This is a genomic window from Mesorhizobium sp. M0522 (assembly GCF_040321085.1).
In the GTDB taxonomy this organism is placed as follows: domain Bacteria; phylum Pseudomonadota; class Alphaproteobacteria; order Rhizobiales; family Rhizobiaceae; genus Mesorhizobium.
Genome location: NZ_JAMYQW010000014.1, coordinates 122,657 through 143,884 on the forward strand (window position 1 = coordinate 122,657; position 21,228 = coordinate 143,884).

18 protein-coding genes are annotated in these 21,228 nt (G+C 63.8%); 6 read left to right on the forward strand and 12 right to left on the reverse strand.

Annotated elements, in window-relative coordinates; all coding sequences use genetic code 11:
• The first annotated feature begins 8 nt into the window (after window positions 1-8).
• The 3 genes from NKI58_RS17395 to NKI58_RS17405 all read left to right on the forward strand — a co-directional run bounded on the left by NKI58_RS17395 (window position 9) and on the right by NKI58_RS17405 (window position 4,024).
• On the forward strand, window positions 9-2,720 hold the full coding sequence (locus tag NKI58_RS17395) for an ATP-dependent helicase (protein WP_352724772.1): 2,712 nt from the start codon (window positions 9-11) through the stop codon (window positions 2,718-2,720).
• Window positions 2,721-2,773: 53 nt separating this feature from the next.
• Window positions 2,774-3,262: a Panacea domain-containing protein gene (locus tag NKI58_RS17400; RefSeq protein ID WP_352619531.1), complete on the forward strand. Its 489-nt coding sequence runs from the start codon at window positions 2,774-2,776 to the stop codon at window positions 3,260-3,262.
• Window positions 3,263-3,373: 111 nt separating this feature from the next.
• A complete protein-coding gene (locus NKI58_RS17405) occupies window positions 3,374-4,024 on the forward strand; it encodes a hypothetical protein (protein ID WP_352853565.1) in 651 nt (216 codons plus the stop codon).
• A 41-nt stretch (window positions 4,025-4,065) separates the two neighbouring features.
• On the opposite strand, the gene NKI58_RS17410 is transcribed toward NKI58_RS17405, so the two are convergent.
• The 5 genes from NKI58_RS17410 to NKI58_RS17430 all read right to left on the reverse strand — a co-directional run bounded on the left by NKI58_RS17410 (window position 4,066) and on the right by NKI58_RS17430 (window position 9,155).
• The gene (locus tag NKI58_RS17410) at window positions 4,066-5,115 is read right to left on the reverse strand and encodes an ABC transporter permease (protein WP_352456536.1); all 1,050 of its coding nucleotides are present in this window, start codon (window positions 5,113-5,115) and stop codon (window positions 4,066-4,068) included.
• The gene (locus NKI58_RS17415; protein WP_352786731.1) at window positions 5,112-5,909 is read right to left on the reverse strand and encodes an ATP-binding cassette domain-containing protein; all 798 of its coding nucleotides are present in this window, start codon (window positions 5,907-5,909) and stop codon (window positions 5,112-5,114) included. The genes NKI58_RS17410 and NKI58_RS17415 overlap by 4 nt, the downstream gene beginning before the upstream one ends.
• Before the next feature lie 85 nt (window positions 5,910-5,994).
• Entirely contained in the window at window positions 5,995-7,008 is a 1,014-nt protein-coding gene (locus NKI58_RS17420; RefSeq protein ID WP_352786732.1) for a substrate-binding domain-containing protein, read from the reverse strand.
• Between the two features lie 207 nt (window positions 7,009-7,215).
• Window positions 7,216-8,121 (reverse strand): sugar phosphate isomerase/epimerase family protein, encoded by a 906-nt coding sequence (locus tag NKI58_RS17425; RefSeq protein ID WP_502896976.1) that lies wholly within the window; start codon window positions 8,119-8,121, stop codon window positions 7,216-7,218.
• Window positions 8,121-9,155 (reverse strand): Gfo/Idh/MocA family protein, encoded by a 1,035-nt coding sequence (locus tag NKI58_RS17430; RefSeq protein ID WP_352622713.1) that lies wholly within the window; start codon window positions 9,153-9,155, stop codon window positions 8,121-8,123. The genes NKI58_RS17425 and NKI58_RS17430 overlap by 1 nt, the downstream gene beginning before the upstream one ends.
• 196 nt (window positions 9,156-9,351) lie before the next feature.
• Here NKI58_RS17430 and NKI58_RS17435 point away from each other — a divergent pair, with 196 nt between their 5' ends.
• Window positions 9,352-10,377 carry a LacI family DNA-binding transcriptional regulator gene (locus NKI58_RS17435; protein WP_352622711.1) on the forward strand — a complete coding sequence of 342 codons (1,026 nt, stop codon included), beginning with the start codon at window positions 9,352-9,354 and terminating at the stop codon, window positions 10,375-10,377.
• Window positions 10,378-10,387: 10 nt separating this feature from the next.
• Here the strand turns inward: NKI58_RS17435 and NKI58_RS17440 are convergent, their stop codons facing one another.
• From NKI58_RS17440 to NKI58_RS17465, 6 genes are read right to left on the reverse strand one after another with little or no spacing between them, the layout of a single operon-like run.
• Window positions 10,388-11,299, reverse strand: a complete 912-nt coding sequence (locus tag NKI58_RS17440; RefSeq protein ID WP_352647409.1) for a ribokinase — start codon at window positions 11,297-11,299, stop codon at window positions 10,388-10,390.
• A gap of 47 nt (window positions 11,300-11,346) precedes the next feature.
• Entirely contained in the window at window positions 11,347-12,222 is an 876-nt protein-coding gene (locus tag NKI58_RS17445) for a MurR/RpiR family transcriptional regulator (protein WP_352786733.1), read from the reverse strand.
• Entirely contained in the window at window positions 12,219-13,196 is a 978-nt protein-coding gene (locus tag NKI58_RS17450) for an ABC transporter permease (RefSeq protein WP_352456543.1), read from the reverse strand. Before NKI58_RS17450 ends, NKI58_RS17445 begins: the two co-directional genes overlap by 4 nt.
• A 16-nt stretch (window positions 13,197-13,212) precedes the next feature.
• Entirely contained in the window at window positions 13,213-14,745 is a 1,533-nt protein-coding gene (locus tag NKI58_RS17455) for a sugar ABC transporter ATP-binding protein (RefSeq protein ID WP_352622703.1), read from the reverse strand.
• A 56-nt stretch (window positions 14,746-14,801) separates the two neighbouring features.
• Window positions 14,802-15,860 carry a sugar ABC transporter substrate-binding protein gene (locus NKI58_RS17460; protein ID WP_352456545.1) on the reverse strand — a complete coding sequence of 353 codons (1,059 nt, stop codon included), beginning with the start codon at window positions 15,858-15,860 and terminating at the stop codon, window positions 14,802-14,804.
• 40 nt (window positions 15,861-15,900) lie between these two features.
• Window positions 15,901-16,890, reverse strand: a complete 990-nt coding sequence (locus NKI58_RS17465; protein ID WP_023676734.1) for a sugar phosphate isomerase/epimerase family protein — start codon at window positions 16,888-16,890, stop codon at window positions 15,901-15,903.
• 247 nt (window positions 16,891-17,137) lie between these two features.
• Here NKI58_RS17465 and NKI58_RS17470 point away from each other — a divergent pair, with 247 nt between their 5' ends.
• Entirely contained in the window at window positions 17,138-18,616 is a 1,479-nt protein-coding gene (locus NKI58_RS17470; protein ID WP_352786734.1) for an esterase-like activity of phytase family protein, read from the forward strand.
• Window positions 18,617-18,762: 146 nt separating this feature from the next.
• Here the strand turns inward: NKI58_RS17470 and NKI58_RS17475 are convergent, their stop codons facing one another.
• Window positions 18,763-19,551 (reverse strand): L,D-transpeptidase, encoded by a 789-nt coding sequence (locus NKI58_RS17475; RefSeq protein WP_352853567.1) that lies wholly within the window; start codon window positions 19,549-19,551, stop codon window positions 18,763-18,765.
• Between the two features lie 192 nt (window positions 19,552-19,743).
• On the opposite strand from NKI58_RS17475, the gene NKI58_RS17480 reads away from it, so the two are divergent.
• Window positions 19,744-21,222, forward strand: a complete 1,479-nt coding sequence (locus tag NKI58_RS17480) for an MATE family efflux transporter (protein ID WP_352786735.1) — start codon at window positions 19,744-19,746, stop codon at window positions 21,220-21,222.
• Window positions 21,223-21,228: the final 6 nt, after the last annotated feature.

Below are 21,228 nucleotides of genomic sequence, written 5' to 3' on the forward strand. Positions count from 1 at the left end.
GGGGGGAGATGTCCGGCTTTTCGGAAGACATGCCCTTTTTTGACGAACCGAACGCGCGGCCCGTGGCCCCGTCGGGCATTGCCGCGCGCGCCATGGCTGCCCGCAGCAACCAGAACAACGCGCCCGATTATCTCAACGGCCTCAACCCCGAGCAGAGGCTGGCGGTGGAAACCACCGAAGGCCCGGTGCTGGTGCTGGCCGGCGCCGGCACCGGCAAAACGCGCGTCCTGACCACCCGCATCGCCCACATCCTTGCCACCGGCAAGGCTTTCCCCTCGCAGATCCTCGCCGTCACCTTCACCAACAAGGCGGCGCGCGAGATGAAGCAGCGCATCGGCCTGTTGATCGGCGAAGGCAATGTCGAGGGCATGCCGTGGCTCGGCACCTTCCACTCGATTGGAGTGAAGCTGCTGCGCAGACATGCCGAGCTGGCCGGGCTCAAATCCGACTTCACCATTCTCGACACCGATGATGTCGTGCGCCTGATCAAGCAGCTTATCCAGGCCGAAGGGCTGGACGACAAGCGCTGGCCGGCCAAGCAGTTCGCCCAGATGATCGACGGCTGGAAGAACAAGGGCCTTGGCCCCGCCGACATCCCCGAGGGCGATGCCCGTGCCTTCGCCAACGGCAAGGGCCGCGAGCTCTACAAGGCCTACCAGGAGCGGCTGAAAACGCTGAACGCTTGCGACTTCGGCGATCTCCTGTGCCACCCGATCCGCATCTTCCGCGCCAATCCGGACGTGCTGAAGGAATACCACAAGCGCTTCCGCTACATCCTCGTTGACGAGTATCAGGACACCAACACCGCCCAGTACATGTGGCTGCGGCTCTTGGCGCAGCGGCCGCAATCCTCCCCCCTTGAGGGGGAGGTGCCCGCGAAGCGGGCGGAGGGGGTTGCCGCAGAAGGCACCGCTAGAGCGTCGAGCACTGCCGCCGGTAGGTCGAGCACTGCCGCACGGACCCCACCCGACCGGGCTTCGCCCGGCCACCCTCCCCTCAAGGGGGAGGGAAGCCCGCGCCTATCCACCGTCAACATCTGCTGCGTCGGCGACGACGACCAGTCGATCTATGGCTGGCGCGGCGCCGAGGTCGACAACATCCTGCGCTTCGATAAGGATTTCCCCGGCGCCACCATCATCAGGCTGGAGCGCAATTATCGCTCCACTGCGCACATCCTCGGCACGGCGTCCCACCTGATCGCCCACAATGAGGGCCGCTTCGGCAAGACGCTGTTCACCGAAAAGATCGCCGAGGACGACGAGAAGGTGCATGTCCATGCCGCCTGGGATTCCGAAGAGGAGGCCCGCGCCGTCGGCGAGACGATCGAGGCCTACCAGCGCCAGAAGCACAATTTGAACGATATGGCGATTCTCGTCCGCGCCTCCTTCCAGATGCGCGAGTTCGAGGACCGCTTCGTCACGCTCGGCCTCAACTACCGCGTCATCGGCGGCCCGCGCTTCTATGAGCGGCTCGAAATCCGCGATGCGCTGGCCTTCTTCCGCGTCGTTGCGCAAGGCGCCGACGACCTCGCCTTCGAGCGCATCGCCAACGTGCCGAAGCGCGGCTTGGGCGAGGCCACCATCCGCCAGATCCACGACACCGCACGGGCGCTGCGCATCCCGATGCTGGAGGCGGCGGCAAAACTCGCCGAGAGCGACGAGCTGAAGCCGAAGCCGCGCGCCGCGCTGCGCGAGGTATCGGCCAATTTCGAACGCTGGCAAAAGGCTCTCGAAACCACGCCGCACACCGAGCTCGCCGAGACCATTCTGGAGGAGAGCGGCTACACCGACATGTGGAAGAACGACCGCTCGGTCGAAGCACCCGGCCGGCTGGAGAACCTCAAGGAGTTGATCCGCTCCATGGAGGAGTACGAATCGCTCCGCTCCTTCCTCGAACACGTCGCACTCGTCATGGACGCCGAGCAGAATGCCGAGCTCGACGCGGTCAACATCATGACGCTGCATTCGGCCAAGGGCCTCGAATTCGAGACCGTATTCCTGCCCGGTTGGGAGGAAGGCCTGTTCCCGCACCAACGGTCACTGGACGAAGGCGGCCGCTCCGGGCTGGAGGAAGAGCGCCGCCTTGCCTATGTCGGGCTGACCCGCGCCAAGAAGAACCTGCATCTGTGGTTCGTCTCCAACCGACGCATCCACGGTCTGTGGCAATCGACCATTCCCTCACGCTTTCTCGAAGAACTGCCGGAAGCTCATGTCGATATCGCCGAGAGTGGCAACAGCTACGGCGGCTACGGCAATTCTTATGGCGGCGGCTCGTTCGCCTCGGGCCGTGGCGGCCAAGGAGCAGGAAGGCAGAATCCCTATGGCGCCTCGCGCTTCGACAATGTCGGCGCGGAAAAGGCGGGAAGCTTCTCCAGCACCTATGCGACGCCGGGCTGGCAGCGCGCTCAAGCCAACCGCACCGAGGCCACAGACCGCAATTGGGGCACGCGTTCCGGCCACCAGGTCGAGCGCATCGGCTATGGCGAGACCGACTCCGGCTACGGCGCTGGCCGCACCTCGGTCAAGGGCCGCACCATCGACGGCGAACTGGTCGCCAAATCCGTCGCCGACACGCCGTCCCCCTTCAGCGTCGGCGACCGCGTCTTCCACCAGAAATTCGGCAACGGCAACATCTCGGCCATCGAAGGCAACAAGCTGACCATCGACTTCGACAAAGCCGGCCAGAAACGCGTGCTGGACGGGTTTGTGACGGGGGCGTGAGGCATATGGAAAATTGTCTGGCACCCCAGAACAAATAGGGTACAATCGCTTGCATGGCTTACGACTCGCGGTATATTGCTAACTTGGTGCTCGATCGCGCGGATGGCGAAGGGCTGGGAATTACAAATCTTGAGATCAACAAGATAATATATTTTCTGCATTCCACATATCTAGCCAATTTTGGAGAACCGTTGATTGAGGCAAAGATAGAAGCCTGGGACTACGGTCCAGTAATTAGAGAAATATATTCGGAATTTAAATCTTTTGGGGCTGCAGATATTAGGACAAGGGCTACAAGGCTCGACTTAAATTCGTTAAAAAGAGTGCCTGTATACGAAACGATGAGCGGTTCTGATGCAAATTTCCTGTATCCGATAATTGACAAATACATGCGCTTGGGGGCGACCAAACTTGTGAACATGTCCCACGAAAAAGGCGGGCCGTGGGACCTAGTGTATAATGCTTCGGGGAGGAGCAATCCTGGAATGGAGATATCCGACGATCTCATCCAGCGATATTTCTTACGTCAAACCCGGCACTAATGAGGAACGCTCGTGCAGATAAGCAAACTTAGCAGGCCTCCCTACGCTCACAACTGGGTCCGATATGTTTTCCCCGATCGCGTTCGAACCACGAAAGAACTCGTCAGGTTCGTGACCGGATTCCCAACGACTACATATTTTGCCGCGTCGCCGATTATTCGAGATCGAATTGTCTACGGGCTCGATCGGCGCACGGCGTTAATTGCGGCAATGTCGAAGGGACGAGCAAATAGTCGTGGCATCGTCGCCGAGTATGTTGAGGCATTTTATGACTACGATGAAAAAAGGGGCTACTTCGGCAAGCCCTGTTTTGACGAAATAGTTGAGCCATTTCGAGTTGGAAGAGGTCTTGTTGTTCCTGTTAAGCCTCTAATTACAATCGTTGAAAATGGGCTTCAGGTTCCAATTTTCACTGTGGGTTGGGCGAACTTCCCATTGACTAACTGGCAAATGCGTCTACTTGCCACGATTTTCGAAGATGCCGTGTTTTCGCTTACCGATTTTAGAAAATCGCCTGGCGAATTTCTCTGCTTTCCAAAAGTAGGAAAAGGTGATTCGGCCAAACGCCAGCCTTTGGTTTGGAAGCGCGGTGATTTTGAGCTTCTTTCAAGAAATGAATTGCGTGAGTGTCTCGATGAATTTTTGCTGGCGCTAGAAGACGCGAAAATTATTCTGGAGGAAGCACTTCGTAAGGAGCAGGCTGAAGCCCCGGTTGTTGAAGAAAAACCAATGGGTGAAACGCCGCTACTCGACTGGCGGTAGAATGCTCAAGACGGTTCGTCTCATACTTGTGCTCGGCTGAACTACCGATACCGCGCCTGGTTCCACTTGTGGCCGAGCAGCGACAGGATGATGATCAGGCCGTTGAAGAACTGGACGTAGAAGCCGCTCAGGCCCGCCGCGACGACGCCGGTCTGGATGAAGGAGACCGTGACCGCGCCGATCGCGCCGCCGACAACAGTGCCGATGCCGCCCCAGGTCGGAGTGCCGCCGACGAACACCGATGCCAGCACCGGCAGCAGGTATCCGTCGCCCGCCGTCGGCCACCAGGTGAAGTTGATCATCACCGAGAACGTGCCGGCGATTGCCGCGCCGATGCCGACGAAGACGAACACTTTTACCCGCACGCGCTTGACATCGATACCCATCTGCTGGGCGCTGTCGGGATTGTCGCCGACCACCTTGACCTGCGCGCCGAAGCGATGGCGGTTGTAAAGCAGCGCCGACAGTACGACGAAGGCGATGGCCCAGAAGATCTGCACCGGAATGCCGTAAACCTGGCTGGAGAAGATCTTGTAGGCCCAGCTGTCGGCAAGGCCGGTCAGCGCCGTCGACCTGCCCTCGTTGATGATCTGGATCAGGCCGCGCAGCAGGAAGTTCATGCCGAGCGTGGCGATCAGCGACGACAGCCCGCCATAGACGACCAGCGAGCCGACCAGGAAGCCGAGCAGCATGCCGGTGACCATTGCGGCGGCGATGCCGAGGAACGGGTCGTAGCCGGCCTGCACGACCAGCGCGAAGACCCATGAGGCAAAGCCCATCGTCGCCGGAAACGACAGGTCGATCTCGCCGCAGGTGACGACGAAGACCAGCGGCACCACCACGAACAGCGCCACCGGCAGCGTGGTCAGCACGGAGCTGTAAAGATACCAGGTGGTGAACACGATCGGGTTGGCGATCATGAACACCGCCATCATGACGATGAACACGGCAAGCGTGCCGAGCGCGGCGCGGTTGTCGAGGATGAACCCGCGCAGCCAGTTGTCGGACGGGTGTCTCCACTCTTTCCCGGCGGCCTCATTATGCGTGCCGCCCAGGGGGCTCTGCAGATCGGGTTCCATGGTCTTGCTCATCGTGCCGCCCTCTCCGCATCGCCCGCGTCGTGCAACCCCGGCAATCCGCTGGGGTGGGCGACGTCTTCCATGAAATTGATCAGGTCCTCGGCCGATTTGACCTCGCTGCGGTCGGCGCTGAGCGCGACCTTGCCGCGGTCCAGCACCACGAAGCGATCGGCGATATCGAAGACGTGGTGGATGTTGTGGCCGATGAACAGGATCGAGCGACCGCGCGCCCGCACCTGGCGCACGAAGTGGAAGACCTTGGCGGTCTCGGTCAGCGATAGCGCGGTCGTCGGTTCGTCGAGGACTATCAGCTCCGCCTTCTTATAGATGGCCCGCGCGATCGCCACGCCCTGGCGTTCGCCGCCCGAGAGCTGGCCGACGATCGACTGTGGCGTGAACACTTTCGAGGTGAAGCCGATCTCGCGCATCAGCCGGCTCGCCTCCGCAATCTCCTTGTTGACCTTCAGCCAGCCAAGCCAGCCGGTGAGCTCGCGGCCCATGAAGATATTGCGCACGATCGTCTGCTGCACGGCGAGCGCCCGGTCCTGGAACACCGTTTCGATGCCGGCGTCGCGCGAGCGCGCAGGGCTCCATCCGGTCACCGGCTTGCCGCGGACGAGAATCTCGCCGCTGGTCGGTTTGACCACGCCGGACAGGATCTTGATCAGCGTCGACTTGCCGGCGCCATTGTCGCCGATCAGACCGACCACCTCGCCGCGATCGACGCTGAGATTGACCCCGCCCAGCGCATAGACCTGGCCGTAGGACTTGCTGATGTCGCGCAGTTCGATGATGCGTTCGGCCATGGCGATCCTCGCTTGATGTCGCGTGCCGGCCTTTTCGCCGGCGGTCCCGCCAGCCGGGCTCGATCCCGGCCGACGGCTTGGGAGGTCAGCGCAGCGCCTGCTTGGCGAGCTCGGCGACGATCTCGTAATTCTGCGGCGTGACGAAGCCGGCGCCGGTATCGACATTCATCGGCGCAAGGCCGAGCACTACCTGCTGGCAGAGGCTGAGGATCGGCAGATAGCCTTGCAGGAACGGCTGCTGGTCGGCCGTCAGCTGCACCCAGCCGCCCTTGAAGCCCTCGACGATCTGCGGGCTGGTGTCGAAGCCGAAGTTGAAGATATCGCCCGGCTTCCTGCCCGCCGCCTGCATGTAAGTCGGGACGTTGCCCAGCATCTGTCCGCCGGGATAGCCAACCGCCTTGACGTCGGGATTGTTGAGCAGTGCCGCGGTGATCACCGGAAGGGCCAGATTTGGGTCGGAAGCCCATTCGCCGCTCGGTGGCGAGGAGAGTTGTATGACCTCGACGCCCGCTTCCTTGAGGGCAGCGACAGTGCCGCGTTCTCGCGCGCCGCGGCTCTCGTTCTCGAACGGGCCGATCATGATTGCCTTGTCGCCGGCCTTGAGCCCGGCCAGCTTGACCGCCTCGGCGCCAAGCGCGCGGCCCTGCTGCTCCTGCTGGGCACCGACATAGCCGCCGCCGAACGCCGCCGTGACCGTCGGCACCGGCACGTTCTGGTACATCATCTTGATGCCGTCCTTGTGCGCCTGTTCGGCCAGCGGCATGATCGAAGCGTCGCCCGGGTGGCCCATCATGGCGATGCCTTGGGGCTTGACCGCGACAGCCTCGCGCAATTGCTGCACCATCTTCTCGACATCCCACTGGGAAAAGATGTAGTCGACCTTCGGCCCGAGATCGGCCGCCGCCTGCTTCGCGCCATTATAGACGATGGTGCCGAAGGCATCGCCCTCCGCCCCGCCGACGAAGAAACGGATATGGACATCCTTGCACCACTGGGCATCGAGCGCCTGCGCCGGCAAGGTCGAGAGTGCGGCGGCGAGCGCCATCGCGGCCGCCGCGACGGTCGAGCGCAGAACTGTCCTTCTCATCGTAATGCTCATGTACTTATCCTCCCTTTGTTCCCTCGCTAGCCGAGGGGTTTTGACGATCGCTTCGGCATTGCGCCGCAATCTTTCGCTGGCCGGCACCTCCCGCCGGCTTAGAGCGCGTCGCGTTTGAACGGATTCATGCGACGCGCTTTAAGATCCTGTTTTATGCATGTCGTTATCGCAAAACCGCTGCGCACTTTTGCGCGACATGCATTGGCCTCACACCGGGTTCGGCAGATAGCTCGCGCCTCCCCGGCATTGTTGGAGATAATCCAGTGCCCGCGCCTGGCCGGTGATCTCGAGATCGCCGCGGTAGACCGGGTCGTGCCAGCCCTCGATGTCGATGGCGCCCTTGTAGCCGGCCAGCCGCAGCTCGCTGATCACCCGCGTCCAGTCGCTATCGCCGAAGCCAGGGGTGCGCATCTGAACGAACGGCAGGCGGCCGAACACGCCATGTTCGCGGATCACGTCCCAGCGCACCGTCGCGTCCTTGCCGTGGACGTGGAAGATGCGCGGCGCCCATTTGCGGATCTGCGGGATCGGATCGATCAGATAGACCAGCTGGTGGCAGGGCTCCCACTCCAGGCCGAGATTGTCGTCCGGCAATTCGTTGAACATCAGCTCCCAGGCGTCCGGATTGTGGGCGATGTTCCAGTCGCCGCTGGCCCAGTTGCCGTCCATGGCGCAGTTCTCGAAGGCGATGCGCACGCCCTTGTCGGCGGCCCGCTTTGCCAGCTTCCCCCAGACCTCGCGGAAGCGCGGCAGGCTGTCGGGCAGCGGCTTGCCGCGAATGCGGCCGGTGAAGCCGCTGACCACATTGGTGCCGAACAGATGCGCGTTGTCGATGATCGTTTCCCACGCCTGGAGCACGCCGCGATCGACTTCGCCGCTCTCCAGCGGATTGCCGAACACGCCGATCGACGAGACGACGACATCGGCATCGCCGATCGCCTCGCGGATCTCGCCCGCCAGCCGTGGAATGTCCTTGCCGCCCAGCGTCTGCCAGAAGAACGGCTGGATGCTCTCGAAGCCGAGCGGCAGGATCTGCCTGACATAGGCGGCCGGGTCGTCCAGATTGGCCCGCACCATGGTGCCGATCCTGATGTCGAGCAGCGGGTTTGGCATCATGATCCTTCCTGTGCAGCGATGGCGACCCGGCGCCCGGTTTCGGCGCTCTCGATCGCAGCGAAAACCATGGCCAGGCTCTTGATGTTGTCGGCGCCGCGCGTCTCCGGCGCGGTGCCGGTCTCGGCGGCGCGGACGAAATCCTGGATGATGCCGAGATGGCCGCCGACGCGATCTGCCGGGTCGAGCGGCGGCACGGCTATCGGTTCGGTGCGGTCGAACAGGCCTTCACGGACCGGCCGCACGACTTCCGCCTTCAACCCGTCCGCGCCGTCCCAGACAATGCTGCCGCGCTCGGCGACGATCCGCCATGTACTGTCCCAGCTGGTACGGAAGCCGGCCGCGCACCAGCTGCCGGCATAGGTGAACAGCTTGCCGCCGCCGAGGTCGAAGCTTGCGGTTGCCGACGACCCTTGCCGATACCAGGAGTTGGCCGGCTCCCACTCCTGGCAATAGACGCCGGCCGGTTCGCCGGCCACCATGTAGCGGGCTGCATCGAATGTGTGGATCGCCATATCGAGCAGCAGCACATGGCGCATCTCTTCGCGAAAACCGCCGAAATGCGGCGCAACGAAGAAATCGGCGTGGATGCTGGTTGGCGCACCAATGGCGCCGGAATCGAGAAAGCGCCGGATGCGCCTGACGTTGGCGACATAGCGGCGGTTCTGCACGACGGCATGGATGCGGCCGGCGCTGCGGGCCGCCTCGACAATGGCACGCGCATTGTCCGGGCTGTCGGCCAGCGGCTTTTCGGTCAAGAGATGGCAATGGTGGGCAAAGGCGGAAAGCGCGACCTCGCGGCGGGCGGCGGGAACCACGACGTCGAATACCGCGTCGGGCCTGGTCTGGTCGAGCACGGCGTCGAGGTCGGTTCCGATGACGGCGCCGGAAAGCTCGTATTCGCGCGCCCTTGCCCGCGCCCTTTCGGCGTCGAGATCAACCAGGCCGACAATGGCGAGCCCGTCGATCTGCCTGGCCGCATCGAGCCAGGCTTTGCTCATCGCGCCGCAGCCGACCAGGACGACATTGATCATCCAGCACTCCTCCCTCTCGGCCCCTCCAGACCGATCGTCACGGCGTTCACGGCAGGGCCGCAAACGTTCTTCCGTAAACGTTTACGAGAACACACCCGATGGCGTAGAATGTCAATCGGCCGGCTGTGAAAAATCGTGGCGTCGGCTTGGCCCGGAGAGCAGCCGGTGCTAGCCAAGCAAGGGGGAGAACTGTCCTTTGGCGTCCAGTATTCACGACCTTGCACGTCACCTGAATATTTCGATCGGCACGGTGTCGCGCGCGCTCAACGGCCGCGCCGACGTCAATGCCGATACACGCCAGCGCGTGCTCGATGCGGCCAAGAAGCTGAATTATTCGCCGAACCAGTCCGGCCGCAGCCTGCAGCGCGGCGCCACCCATTCGATCGCCTTCATGCTGCAGCCTCATCCGGGCGACCAGGAATATGGCGAGCCGTTCTTCATTCCGTTCCTGACCGGGTTGCAGGCCAAGCTCGCCGAAAGCGGCCTCGACCTGATCGTAGTGATGGGCGCGCCGGGCGACTATCAGCAGGAGCGCCTGCGCCGTGTCGTCGAGACCCGCAGGGCGGATGCCGTGGTGCTGGCCTGGACGCGGCGCGAAGACGAGCGCATCGACTATTTGACCCAGGCCGGTTTCCCGTTCGCGACGCTCGGCCGCAGCCGCTCCGGCGGCGATGCCTACCCCTCGCTCGACCTCGACTTCGAAAAAGCCGGAGCAGACGCGGTCGATCGTCTCGTCGCGCGCGGTCACCGCCGCATCGCCGCCATCCGCCCGTCGCTCGACCTCAATTTCGGCTATCTGTTCCTCGCCGGCTATCGCAAGGCGTTGCGGCGGCACGGCATCGAATTCGACCCCGAGTTGATCGCCGACGGCTTCATCAACGAGGCCGGCGGCTACGCGGTGACGCCGAAGGTCATGCGCTCCAAGGACCCGCCGACCGCCATCATCTTCAACAACGACGCGATGGCGCTTGGCGGCTGCAAGGCTTTGGCCGAGGCGGGCATCAAGCCCGGCCACGACATCGCGGTGATCGTCATCGTCGACACCCCGCTCTGCCGCTATTTTTCGCCGGCGCTGACCGGCTTCCGCCCGGCGCTTGAGCCGATGGGCGAGCGGTTGGCCGAAATGCTGCTGGCATCGATCCCGGCTTACGCCGGCGACGAAGGCGCCCGCATCATCCGTGAAGTCTGGCCGCTGGAACTGATCGCGCGCGACAGCGATTGAATCGCGGCGGTCACTGAGCAGGCTCAGATTGATCAAGACCCCCGCGCTCGCGCTCCGGCGTTGCGACCAGCGAGGCAGCGGCGGCATTGGCGGCGGCAAGTGCCGCCTCGACGGGCTCTCCACGCGCAAGCCACGCCGCAAAGGCGCCGACGAATTCATCACCGGCACCGTGGGTGCTGACCACCTCCACCGGCATCGCCGGCAAGGCGAATGCCTGGCCGTCGCGGTCGCAATAGGCAACGCCCTCGCCGCCGGCCGTGACGATTGCAGCCGGATAGAAACCGACGAGCATGCCGGCCGCCTTCGCAGCACCCTCGAGCGTGTCGACGACCGCAATGCCGGCCAGGAACTCCGCCTCGATGGCATTGACGATGACGATATCGGTGAGTGCGATCAGTTCGCCGGACAGTTTTCGTGCGGGTGCCGCATTGAGGACGACGCGGCCGCCATGTCTCCTCACCGCCCGCGCGGCAGCGATGTTGGCGGGTTCCGGCACCTCGTTCTGCAGCAGCAGCACCGAAGTGTGCGCGATCATTTCTGCCGCCTCTGCGATGTCCTTCTCACCCAAGGTGAGATTACTGCCTGAGACGATCACCGCGCCATAGTCGCCGCCGTCGTCGAAGATCGCCACGCTCATGCCCGAGCCGGCGCCAGGCGCGACCCGTACGAAGCGGCTGTCGACGCCGCAGCGGCCGAGATTGTCGAGAAGCGCGCGGCCGAAATCGTCATCGCCAACCGCGCCGATCATCGCTGCGCGCACGCCGGCCCGTGCCGCCGAGACAGCCTGGTTCCCGCCCTTGCCGCCGCATTTCGGCTGCCAGGCATGGCCGGTCACGGTTTCGCCCTTGCGCGGGCGGTCAGGCGCCTCGACCATGATGTCGTAATGCAGGCTGCCGAACACCGTCACCAGCGCGGTTGTCATGCGCCCCAAACTTTCATCAGCCCCAAACCTTCACGAGCCCCAAACTTTCACGAGCCCTTGTCTTTCCGCTTTGACGTCACCGCCGACATGGTGCGGCCCAGATTACGCTCCGCCGCCCGGTAGTCGCGTTGCGCCACCGCGACGAACAGCGCGTCGAGAATGTTGAGCTGGGCGATACGCGCCGCCGCGTTCTCGCCCATCAGCGGCGAGCCCTGCGCGGTCGAGCACAGCACGATATCGGCGACGGCGGCCAGCGGCGAGTTGTCGTAGTTGGTGATGGCCAGCGTGCGCGCGCCGCTCTTGCGGGCGAGATGGATGGCATCGATGACGGCGCTGGTGTTGCCGGAATGCGAGAAGCCGACCGCGATGTCGTCGGTGTCGAGCAGCGAGGCCGACATCAGCATCATGTGCGAATCATCGTAGACAGACGTGCGGATGCCGATGCGCAGGAATTTGTGCGAGACGTCGCGCGCGATCTGCGCCGAGCCACCAACGCCATAGAAGTCACGGTTCTTGGCGCGGTAGAGAAGATCAGCGGCGCGGTCGAAATCGTCCATGTCGAGGATGGCGAGCGTCTCCTCCAGCGCCTGGATAGAGGTGCGGAACACCTTCTGCACGATCTCGGCCGAACTGTCGTCCACCGACAGCTCCTGATGCATCTCGGCGGTCGGCAGGCGGCTGTATTCATAGACCGCGGTGCGGAAATCACGATAGCCGGAGAAGCCGAGCTTCTTGGCGATCTTGACCACCATCGCCTCCGACACACCGGCCTCCTCGGCGATCTGCTTGAGCGGTATGGTCTCGTCGAAGCCGCGCCGTCCGAAGACGGTTTCAACCACCTTCGCCTCGAGCGGCGTCAGATGCGGCATCATCATGCGAATGCGCGGTCCTACCGCTTTCAGGTCCAGCCCGGTCAAGGTCATCCACGTCCCCTCGTCACGCGATCGATAAGCATCGCGGCGAGGATTATAAGGCCAGTTGCCAGGAGCTGATAGAAGGACTGCACGTTCATCAGCGTCAGGCCGTTGCGCATGCTGCCAAGGATGACGGCACCCAGGATGGTGCCGACGACGCTGCCCTTGCCGCCCATCAGCGAGGCACCGCCGATCGCCGCCGCTGCTATGGCGTCGAGCTCCCAGAGATTGCCGAGAATGGGTTCGGCCGCACCCAGCCGGCCGATCAGGATCTGCGCTGCAAGCGCTGCCAGCAGGCCCGAGATCATATAGGCGGCGATCTTGGTGCGGGCGATCGGCACGCCGGCTATGTAGGCCGCCTCCTCATTGCCGCCGACGGCGAGCAGATATTCGCCAAACGGCGTCTTCTTGAGGATGATCCAGGCAATCAGCGCGACCACGGCCACGATGATGACCGCCAACGGCAATCCGAACAGCGAGCCGTTGAAGATGGCACGGAAGCCGGCAGGCAGGCCGAGCACCGGATTGCCGCCGGTATAGATCAGCGCCAGCGCCCGGTAGGTGCTGAGCGTTCCCAGCGTGACGATGAAGGGCTGCAGCCCGACATAGGCAACCAGCACGCCGTTGAGCAGTCCGCAGGCGAGGCCGATGGCGAAGCCGGCGGCGATGGCCAGCGGAAACGGCACGCCGGCAACCAGCATCGAGGCCGAGATGACCGCCGAAAGGGCTGCCGTCGGCCCGACGGACAGGTCGATGCCGCCCGAGATGATGACCAGCGTCATGCCCAACGCCAGGCAGGCATTGATGCTCGATTGCTGCAGGATGTTGATCAGGTTACGCTCGGCAAAGAAGCCGGGGACCAGTGCACCGAAGACGGCGAGGATCACCACCAGTCCGATCAGCGTGCCGGCGTCGCGCACGGAAAACCGGTGCAGGAAATCTGCCCTTGGGCGCGCTGCTGTGTGTTGGGTTATATCGGTCATCCGCTGGTCCTGTCCGTTATGCACCGGCCCGACGGCCTTGCGCCTTGCCGGCCTCAATCTCCGTTTGGGGTATGGCGTGCGCGGCGATCGCCTGTTCGCTGAGACTTGCGCGGCCCAGTTCGGCGGCGACCGTGCCGTCGCGCATGACCAGCACGCGGTCGGCGAGCCGGATCACCTCGGGGAGTTCGGACGACACGACGATTACCGAATGGCCTTCGGCGGCGAGTTCCTCGATCAGGTGGTAGATCTCCGCCTTGGCGCCGACATCGATGCCGCGCGTCGGCTCGTCGAACAGAAGGATCCGCGTTCCCGCCGCCAGCCAGCGGCCGATGATCGCTTTCTGCTGGTTGCCGCCGCTGAACAGGCGGATCGGCCGGTCGAGCAGGAACGGCCTGAGATTGACCCGCTTCATCTTCTCGGCTGTCACGCGCTTCAGCCGGCGATGGTCGATGAGGACGCGCGGCGCGAACACGCCCATCGAGGCCAGCGCCATGTTGCTGGAGATCGACCGCAACGGCACGATGCCTTCGCGCTTGCGCTCCTCCGGCACCAGGCCGATGCCGGCCGCGATCGCGTCGCGCGGACTGGAAAGCTTTACCGCCTTGCCGTCGATCTCTATTGCGCCTGATGAGGCCCGGTCGGCGCCGGCCAGCAGCCGCAGCAGTTCGGTGCGGCCGGACCCGACCAGGCCGGCAATGCCCAACACCTCGCCGCGATGCAGGTCGAACGAAACGTCACGGACCTTGGTTGCCGAGGCGAGGCCACGCACGCTCAGCCTGATCTCGGGGGAAGCATGCGAGCGGTGTTGTTCCTGGGCAAGCTCGCGGCCGACCATCATCGAAACGACGGCCTTTTCCGACATCTGCGCGAGATCGACGGTTTCGACCACAACGCCGTCGCGCATGACAGTGGCGCGCTCGCAGATGCCGAACACCTCGTCCAGCTTGTGCGAGACATAAACGACGGCGACACCGTCGCGTGCCAGACCGGCAATGACTTCCGCCAGCCGTTCGAACTCGCTCGGCGTGAGGCTCGACGTCGGCTCGTCCATCGCCACGATCCTGGCGCGGTCGAGCAGCGCCCGGGCGATCTCGACGATCTGCCGCTGCGCCACCTTCAGGCTGCCAAGCGGGGCTGCCGGATCGATGGTCGGGTCGATGGCGGCCAGGGCTTCCGCAGCGCGGCTTTCCTGCTCGCGCCGTGCGACGAAGACGCCGCCGCGCGTCAACGGATGGCCGAGAAACATGTTCTGGGCGACGCTGAGGCGTGGCACCTGCTGTAATTCCTGATGGATCATCGCCACGCCGGCGGCGCGCGCCGCGACCGGGTTGTTCAGCGTCACCGGTTTGCCGTCGATCAGCACGCTTCCCGCCGTCGGCCGGTAGACGCCTGACAGGATGCGCAGCAGCGTCGATTTGCCGGCGCCGTTTTCACCGAGCAGGCCATGGATCTCGCCGGCGCCGACCGAAAAGGACACATCGCTCAGCGCCCGCACGGCCGGAAACACCTTGGAAATGCCCTCGAATTGCAGCCGGGAGATGACTGACATTGCTTCGGTTCTCCAGGCAAGGTGCCGACCCAAGGCCGGCACCCGCCGGCCCTGCTCTACTGGCCCGCTGCCGCGTCCTCGAGCAGCGCCTTGCGCACGGCGTCGCCGGCGCCGGAGTAGCGGTCGGCATTGTCCTTGGTGATCAGCGCCTGCGGCGTGGCGACGACGCGCGGCAGCTTCTGCCCGGCCACCAGTCGCAGCGCCGATTCCAGCGCCACCTCGCCGGTCAGCACCGGGAACGAATCGACGGTGCCGGTCAGCTCGCCGGCGCGGATCGAGGCGTAGGCGTCGGAAATCCCGTCGGTGCCGAACACGGCGACCTTGTCCTTTAGGCCGGCGGCCTTGACCGCTTCGACGATGCCCAGCGCCATGCCGTCATTGTTGGCATAGAAGCCGATCAGATCGGGGTGCTGCTGCAGGATGTTGGTGGCCGCGTCGTAGGAGGTCTGGCGATCCCAGTTACCGGGGACGCTGGCGACGACGTCGAACTTGCCGGCTTCGGTGATGGTGGTCTTGAAGCCGTCGGTGCGCTGGACGGCGGCGTAGACGCCGGCCTGGCCTTCGACGATGGCGACCTTGCCGCCATCCGGCCGGTTCTTGATGAACCATTTGGCGACGCGCACGCCGTTGTCGCGCTGGACATTGCCGACATAGTGCTCGGCCTGCGGGATGACCGCGTCGTTGACGTTGACCACCGGCACATTGGCTGCCTTGGCCTGTTCCATGATCGGCTGCAGGTTGGAGTCGGTCTGCGGCGAAACGAGCAGCACGTTGTAGCCTTGCGTGACCAGGCCTTCGGCGATGGTGAGCTGGCCGAGCTGGTCGCCCTCGCTCTGCGCCGCCTGGTAGACGACGGGCACGCCGGTGCGGTCGCCGAACGACTTGTAGCCCTCTCCCAGCGAGCGCCAGTATTCATTGGTCAGCGTCTTGGAGACCGCACCCGCCTTGGTACCCTCGGGCAGCTTGGGGAAGGCCCCGAACTTGGCCTCGAGCTGCGACCAGTCGATGCGATCCTTCTCGGTGTCGGAATTGAGCGGCGCGAGGTCTGCGGAAAACACCGAGCCGATGGACAGCGCCATCAGGCCAGCGGTAGCGGTGGCAAGCAGAAATTTCATGGTCCTTCCTCCCTTGTTGAACGGAATATGCGGCCGGGCCTCAGCTGTCCGGGCCGAGCATGGCTTCCTGGATAATGGCTTGCGACGCGATCGCGTCCTGACGGTCGACGGCGGCTAACATGCGGTTGTCCCCGTCCAGCCGATCGACGACGCGCAGCATGCGCTTGACAGTCGCGATGTTGACTTCGCATTCGTGGACCGGGTCGAGCCCGGTCATATCGGGAAACGTGTCGAAGTAGATGGCGCCGGCGTAGCCGTTGCGGCGGATCTGGCGCAGCAGCTCGATCGTCTGCAGCGTATGCACGGCCCCGACCATCAAGCCGTCGTCGCGCTTGGCATAGCCATCGTTGAGGTGCACGCCGAGCAGCTTGCTGTGCCGTGCCACGAGCGCAGCGGCGAAAGCCGGCTGCTCGTCGGCGTAGAGCACATGGGCGAAATCGAGCGTCACGCCGAGATTGGGCAGGCCGATCTCGCGGATCGCCAGCAACGTCGTCGCCGCATCGGGCATCAGGCTGTAGGAGCGCGGCTCGTTGGGTTTGTATTCAAGGCTGATCTGGCAATCGGGGTCATGCGCCGCAACTTCACGAATTCCATCGATTTCGTGTTGCCAGAGCGTCGCATAATCGGCCTGGAAAGCATAATCGAAGCCATCCTGCCCGAGCCACAGCGTCATCAGGCTGGCGCCAGCCTCGCGCGCGGCGTCGATCCCGGCCTTGGTCATGTCGATGGCCTCGCGGCGAACGGCCGGATCCGGATTGGTGAAGGCGCCGAGCTTGAAGGCCGGGTTGGAGTAGTAGCGCATGGCGAAACCATTGATGGAAAGCCCGAGATCGCGGAGTTTGCGCGCCATTTCCGCAGGCTTTTCATCGACATGGTCGGGAAAGTTGAGGTCGAGATCGGTCAACTCCGCAACCTTCGCCGCACGTGCCGCCATTTGCAGCATGGACGGTTTGCCGACAAGATCGGGCCACTCGGCCTGTGGCCGCGAGGCAAAGGAATTGAGGCGGGTGGCGAAACGACAGACTGTCATCGGTGGCCTTTCATCGTCATAACTTCACATAAGAACGATAATTTGTAAAGTTGTTAATTGCACTCTCGGCGGCGACGGATTCGCATGTCCAGGCCAGTTGCGACCACAAGGGTCAAAGCAAGCGCGGCACTGTCACGCAAGTATCATGTTCGCGTCCTAGATCGCTTCTCCGAAGGCTTTCGCGGCATCCTCGATGCGACGCGGCGCTTTTTCGGGCCCCGGCAGCTTTGTCTCAAAGAGGATATCCATGAAAAACCTGCACCGAACCGCGTCCCTCGCTGTCGCGCTGGCGATGTTCACCGCCTTGACTCCGGCCCTGGCAGAAAACTCCGCGACCGTCGGCGGCGTCAGCTTCGTCAACAAGGGCCTGGTCGGCGTCGGCCGCATCCCGGCCAGCCAGAAGGACAAGTTCGGCGAGACGTTTGGCTCCGGCTCAGGCATGTCGATCGATGCTGCCGGCTGGACGCATGGCGCCGACGGCTACAAGGGCTCGTTGTGGCTGTTGCCGGATCGCGGCTACAATGTCGTCGGTACTACCGACTACCGGCCGCGCCTCAACACGATTGCCATCGAGTTCGCTCCGATCACGCCGGGTGCAGTGCCAGCCGCCGGCCAGGAACAGTCGGGCCTCAGGGCGACGCTTGCCGACACCATGCTTTTGACCGACGACAAGGGCGCCGACGCAACCGGGCTCGATCCGCTCAACGGCGTGCGTGCCGCGACCGACGACATGCCGATCCTGCCCGAAGCCAACGGCAAGCTCGCGCTCGATAACGAAGCGATCGCACGGCTGCCCGACGGCACGATGTTCATCTCGGACGAATACGGTCCGAACATCTACCGCTTCTCCGCCGATGGGCGTCTGATGTCGGCAACGCAGCCGCCGGCGGCGCTTGTCCCGATGCGTCACGGGACGCCAAACTTTGCTTCCAACAATCCGGGACCTGGCGCGGCAGACCCAGATCCGAAGGATCCCGAAACCGGCCGTCAGAACAACCAGGGCCTCGAAGGCATGGCGCTGACGCCGGACGGGAAGTTCCTGATTGCCGTGCTGCAGTCGGCCCCAAGGCAGGATGGCGGCGATTCCGCCTCGACGCGCCAGAACACGCGCGTGCTGGTCTACGATGCCTCGGATCCCGGCCAGCTCAAGCTCGCGCATGAATATGTCGTGCCGCTGCCGGTGTTCACCGATGCCAAGGGCAAAACCAAGATCGCCGCGCAGAGTGAAATCGTGGCGCTGTCGGACAAGACCTTCCTGATGCTGGCGCGCGACAGCGGCAACGGCCAGGGGCTGAAGGGCGACACCTCGCTCCATCGCGAGATCAGCGTCCTCGATGTGTCGGCGGCAACCGACATCGCCGGCACAGAGTTCGACAAGGACAAGCCGCTGGCGCCCAAGGGTGAGCTCGATCCATCGGTGACGCCGGCCAAGCTGACGCCGTTCATCGACATCAACGACAAGAGCGAGCTCGGCCGCTTCGGGTTGCACAATGGCGCGCCCAACGACCGCAACAACCTTTCGGAGAAATGGGAGGCGATGTCGGTGGTGAGCGTCCTCGATCCAAAGCTGCCCGACGACTATTTCCTGTTCGTCGCCAATGACAATGACTTCCTCACGCAGGACGGCTTCCAGGTCGGCGCGGCCTACAAGGCCGAGGATGGCGCCGATGTCGACACCATGTTCCTGGTCTATCAGGTCACGCTCCCAGGCCTCACCGGGAAGTAGCGGCAGCCATACAGGCGGAGGCGCCGAACGCGTCCGCCTGAGCTGGCGCGATTGAACGGTCGTGCCCCTTCAGTTGCGGCTCGCCCGCGAAAAGACGGTGTCCTAAGCATCGCAAAACCTGCGACTGACGATCCAGTCGAAGGCACTTACCTCAACATCTCCGCGTCCCTTGGCACGCCTGCATCGATCGGCTCGGCCGTCCTGTTTGACACGGCGGCGATCTTCCCGGCGGCCGACAGGTTCGGGCGCACGAAGACCGGCACGACGCCATCGACGCGGCTGTAGAGGTCGATAATGTCCTGATTCATGAAGCGCACACAGCCGGAGGAAGCGTTCTTCCCGATGGAATCCCACTCCGGCGTGCCGTGCAGCCTGTACATCGTGTCCTTGCCGTCACGGAAGAAATACAGCGCGCGGGCACCAAGCGGGCTCTGCGGGCCGGGCGGCATGCCGTCCTTGTATTTCGCCAGTTCCGGCCGGCGTTGGATCATTTCCGGCGGCGGCGTCCAGACCGGCCACTTCTTTCTCGCCTGAACCACGGCGCTGCCGGTCCATCCGAAACCGGCCTTGCCGAGGCTGACGCCATAGCGAATTGCCTTGCCGCCGTCGCGCACCAGATAGAGGAAGTGCTCGGAAGTATCGACGACGATCGTGCCGGGTTTTTCTCCAGTCGGGTCGGCCACGATTTGACGCACGAATTTCGGATCGACCTTGGCTACCGGAATTGCCGGCAGTTGATAGCCCTCGTCGATGCGCGCGGCATACATGCTTGCGGCATCGCCGAGAGCCGGATCGCTTGGTGCCGCGGGCACCGGCGGCGCCGCCACGTCCGTCGTGGTGCACGACGAAAGAGCCACGGAGGCCGCGCCCAGAGCGGATGCACCAAGAAAGGCGCGCCGGTTCAGGCGCTCAAAAAACAACGGAATATCGGACATGAGCCCCCCGGCTTACCGATGAGATCCAGGAAAATGCGGCCCCACGCGTGCGGGATCAATATACGATTCCGAAAGGTTTGAGAAATGCTTAGATCAAGGCACGCCAGGCGGAATTTACAGCGCCGCATCGACCTCTCCCGTTAAATCGGCAATCATTGCGGACTCAGACAAGCCTTCGCCGAGTTGCCTGCCATGGACGACAACATGCCCCCGCGCCGGCAGACCGGCGACCTCACCAGTGGGCCTATCCCGCGCACCCTTTTGCTGTTTGCCCTGCCGGTGCTCGGCTCCAATGTGCTGCAGTCGCTCAACGGCTCGATAAATGCCGTGTGGGTCGGCCGTTTCCTCGGTGAAGCGGCGCTGACCGCCACGTCCAATGCCAACCTCGTGCTGTTTCTCATCCTCGGCACCGTCTTCGGCATCGGCATGGCGGCGACCATCCTGGTCGCACAATCCGTCGGCGCTCGTGACCTGCCCGAAGCCCGGCGCATCGTCGGAACCAGCGCCACCTTCTTCTTCCTCGTCTCGGTGGTGTTCGCGGTCTGCGGCTGGATCTGGGTCGATGCGATCCTCGATGCGCTCGGCACGCCGGCCGATGCGTTGCCGCTGGCGCGCTCCTATCTGCGCATCATCTTCCTCGCCGTGCCGATGATGAACCTGCTGTCCTTCGTCATGACGGTGCTACGCGGCGCCGGCGATTCGCGCACGCCTTTCCTGTTCATGGCGCTGGCCGTCGTGCTCGACGTCGTTTTGAACCCGTTGCTCATCCTCGGCATCGGCCCGTTCCCCGAACTCGGCATCGCCGGCTCGGCCGCGTCGACGCTGATCGGCCAGACGGTAAGCGTGGTTGCCATCCTGATCGTGCTTTATGCGCGCAAGCACCCGCTGCGGCTGGCCGGCGCCAATCTCGTTCTGCTGCGGCCGGACCCGGCGCTGCTGCGCATTGTCGTCTTCAAGGGCGTGCCGATGGGCCTGCAGATGATCGTCGTTTCGGCCGCGGCGCTGACGGTGATGGGCATGGTCAACTCGTACGGCTCGCAGGTCGCGGCTGCCTACGGCATAGCCGCACAGCTCTGGACCTATATCCAGATGCCGGCGCTCGCCATCGGCGCCGCGGTGTCGTCCATGGCGGCGCAAAATGTCGGCGCCAGGCGCTGGGACCGGATTGGACGCATCGCCGCCTCCGGCGTCGGCTTCAACCTTGTGCTCACCGGCATGCTCGTCGCGCTGCTGTTCGTATTCGATCGCGCGGTGCTCAGCCTCTTCCTTGGCAGCGACAGTGCAGCAATCGAGATCGCCACTCACATCAACAAGATCGCGTCGTGGTCCTTCATCCTGTTCGGCATCACCATCGTGCTCTTCGCCACCGTGCGTGCCACCGGCGCGGTGATGCCGCCGCTGATCATCCTGGTGATCTCGGTGCTGCTGGTGCGCACCAGCTTCGCCTATTTCTTCCGAAGCGTGATCGGCGAGGAAGCTCTGTGGTGGAGCTTTCCGGCTGGCTCTATAACCTCGCTCGTGTTGGCCGCGGCCTATTATCGCTTCGGCCGCTGGCGCAGCCTGCACATGATCGAGAGCCGGCCGGCTGCCGAGTTGTGTGCGTCAAGTTCTGCAAAATGGCGTGGCATTGCGGTGACGTCGGCGTGTCCGCCGCGCACCCCCCGTGTTTAGCGGAGC

Coding starts and splice junctions, on each gene's coding strand:
- NKI58_RS17440 (WP_352647409.1), bottom strand. CDS start 11,299: ATGACAACCGCGCTGGTGACGGTGTTCGGCAGCCTGCATTACGACATC.
- NKI58_RS17470 (WP_352786734.1), top strand. CDS start 17,138: ATGAAAAACCTGCACCGAACCGCGTCCCTCGCTGTCGCGCTGGCGATG.
- NKI58_RS17395 (WP_352724772.1), top strand. CDS start 9: ATGTCCGGCTTTTCGGAAGACATGCCCTTTTTTGACGAACCGAACGCG.
- NKI58_RS17420 (WP_352786732.1), bottom strand. CDS start 7,008: ATGAGCATTACGATGAGAAGGACAGTTCTGCGCTCGACCGTCGCGGCG.
- NKI58_RS17460 (WP_352456545.1), bottom strand. CDS start 15,860: ATGAAATTTCTGCTTGCCACCGCTACCGCTGGCCTGATGGCGCTGTCC.
- NKI58_RS17415 (WP_352786731.1), bottom strand. CDS start 5,909: ATGGCCGAACGCATCATCGAACTGCGCGACATCAGCAAGTCCTACGGC.
- NKI58_RS17410 (WP_352456536.1), bottom strand. CDS start 5,115: ATGAGCAAGACCATGGAACCCGATCTGCAGAGCCCCCTGGGCGGCACG.
- NKI58_RS17425 (WP_502896976.1), bottom strand. CDS start 8,121: ATGCCAAACCCGCTGCTCGACATCAGGATCGGCACCATGGTGCGGGCC.
- NKI58_RS17475 (WP_352853567.1), bottom strand. CDS start 19,551: ATGTCCGATATTCCGTTGTTTTTTGAGCGCCTGAACCGGCGCGCCTTT.
- NKI58_RS17450 (WP_352456543.1), bottom strand. CDS start 13,196: ATGACCGATATAACCCAACACACAGCAGCGCGCCCAAGGGCAGATTTC.
- NKI58_RS17455 (WP_352622703.1), bottom strand. CDS start 14,745: ATGTCAGTCATCTCCCGGCTGCAATTCGAGGGCATTTCCAAGGTGTTT.
- NKI58_RS17465 (WP_023676734.1), bottom strand. CDS start 16,890: ATGACAGTCTGTCGTTTCGCCACCCGCCTCAATTCCTTTGCCTCGCGG.
- NKI58_RS17430 (WP_352622713.1), bottom strand. CDS start 9,155: ATGATCAATGTCGTCCTGGTCGGCTGCGGCGCGATGAGCAAAGCCTGG.
- NKI58_RS17445 (WP_352786733.1), bottom strand. CDS start 12,222: ATGACCTTGACCGGGCTGGACCTGAAAGCGGTAGGACCGCGCATTCGC.
- NKI58_RS17480 (WP_352786735.1), top strand. CDS start 19,744: ATGGACGACAACATGCCCCCGCGCCGGCAGACCGGCGACCTCACCAGT.
- NKI58_RS17400 (WP_352619531.1), top strand. CDS start 2,774: ATGGCTTACGACTCGCGGTATATTGCTAACTTGGTGCTCGATCGCGCG.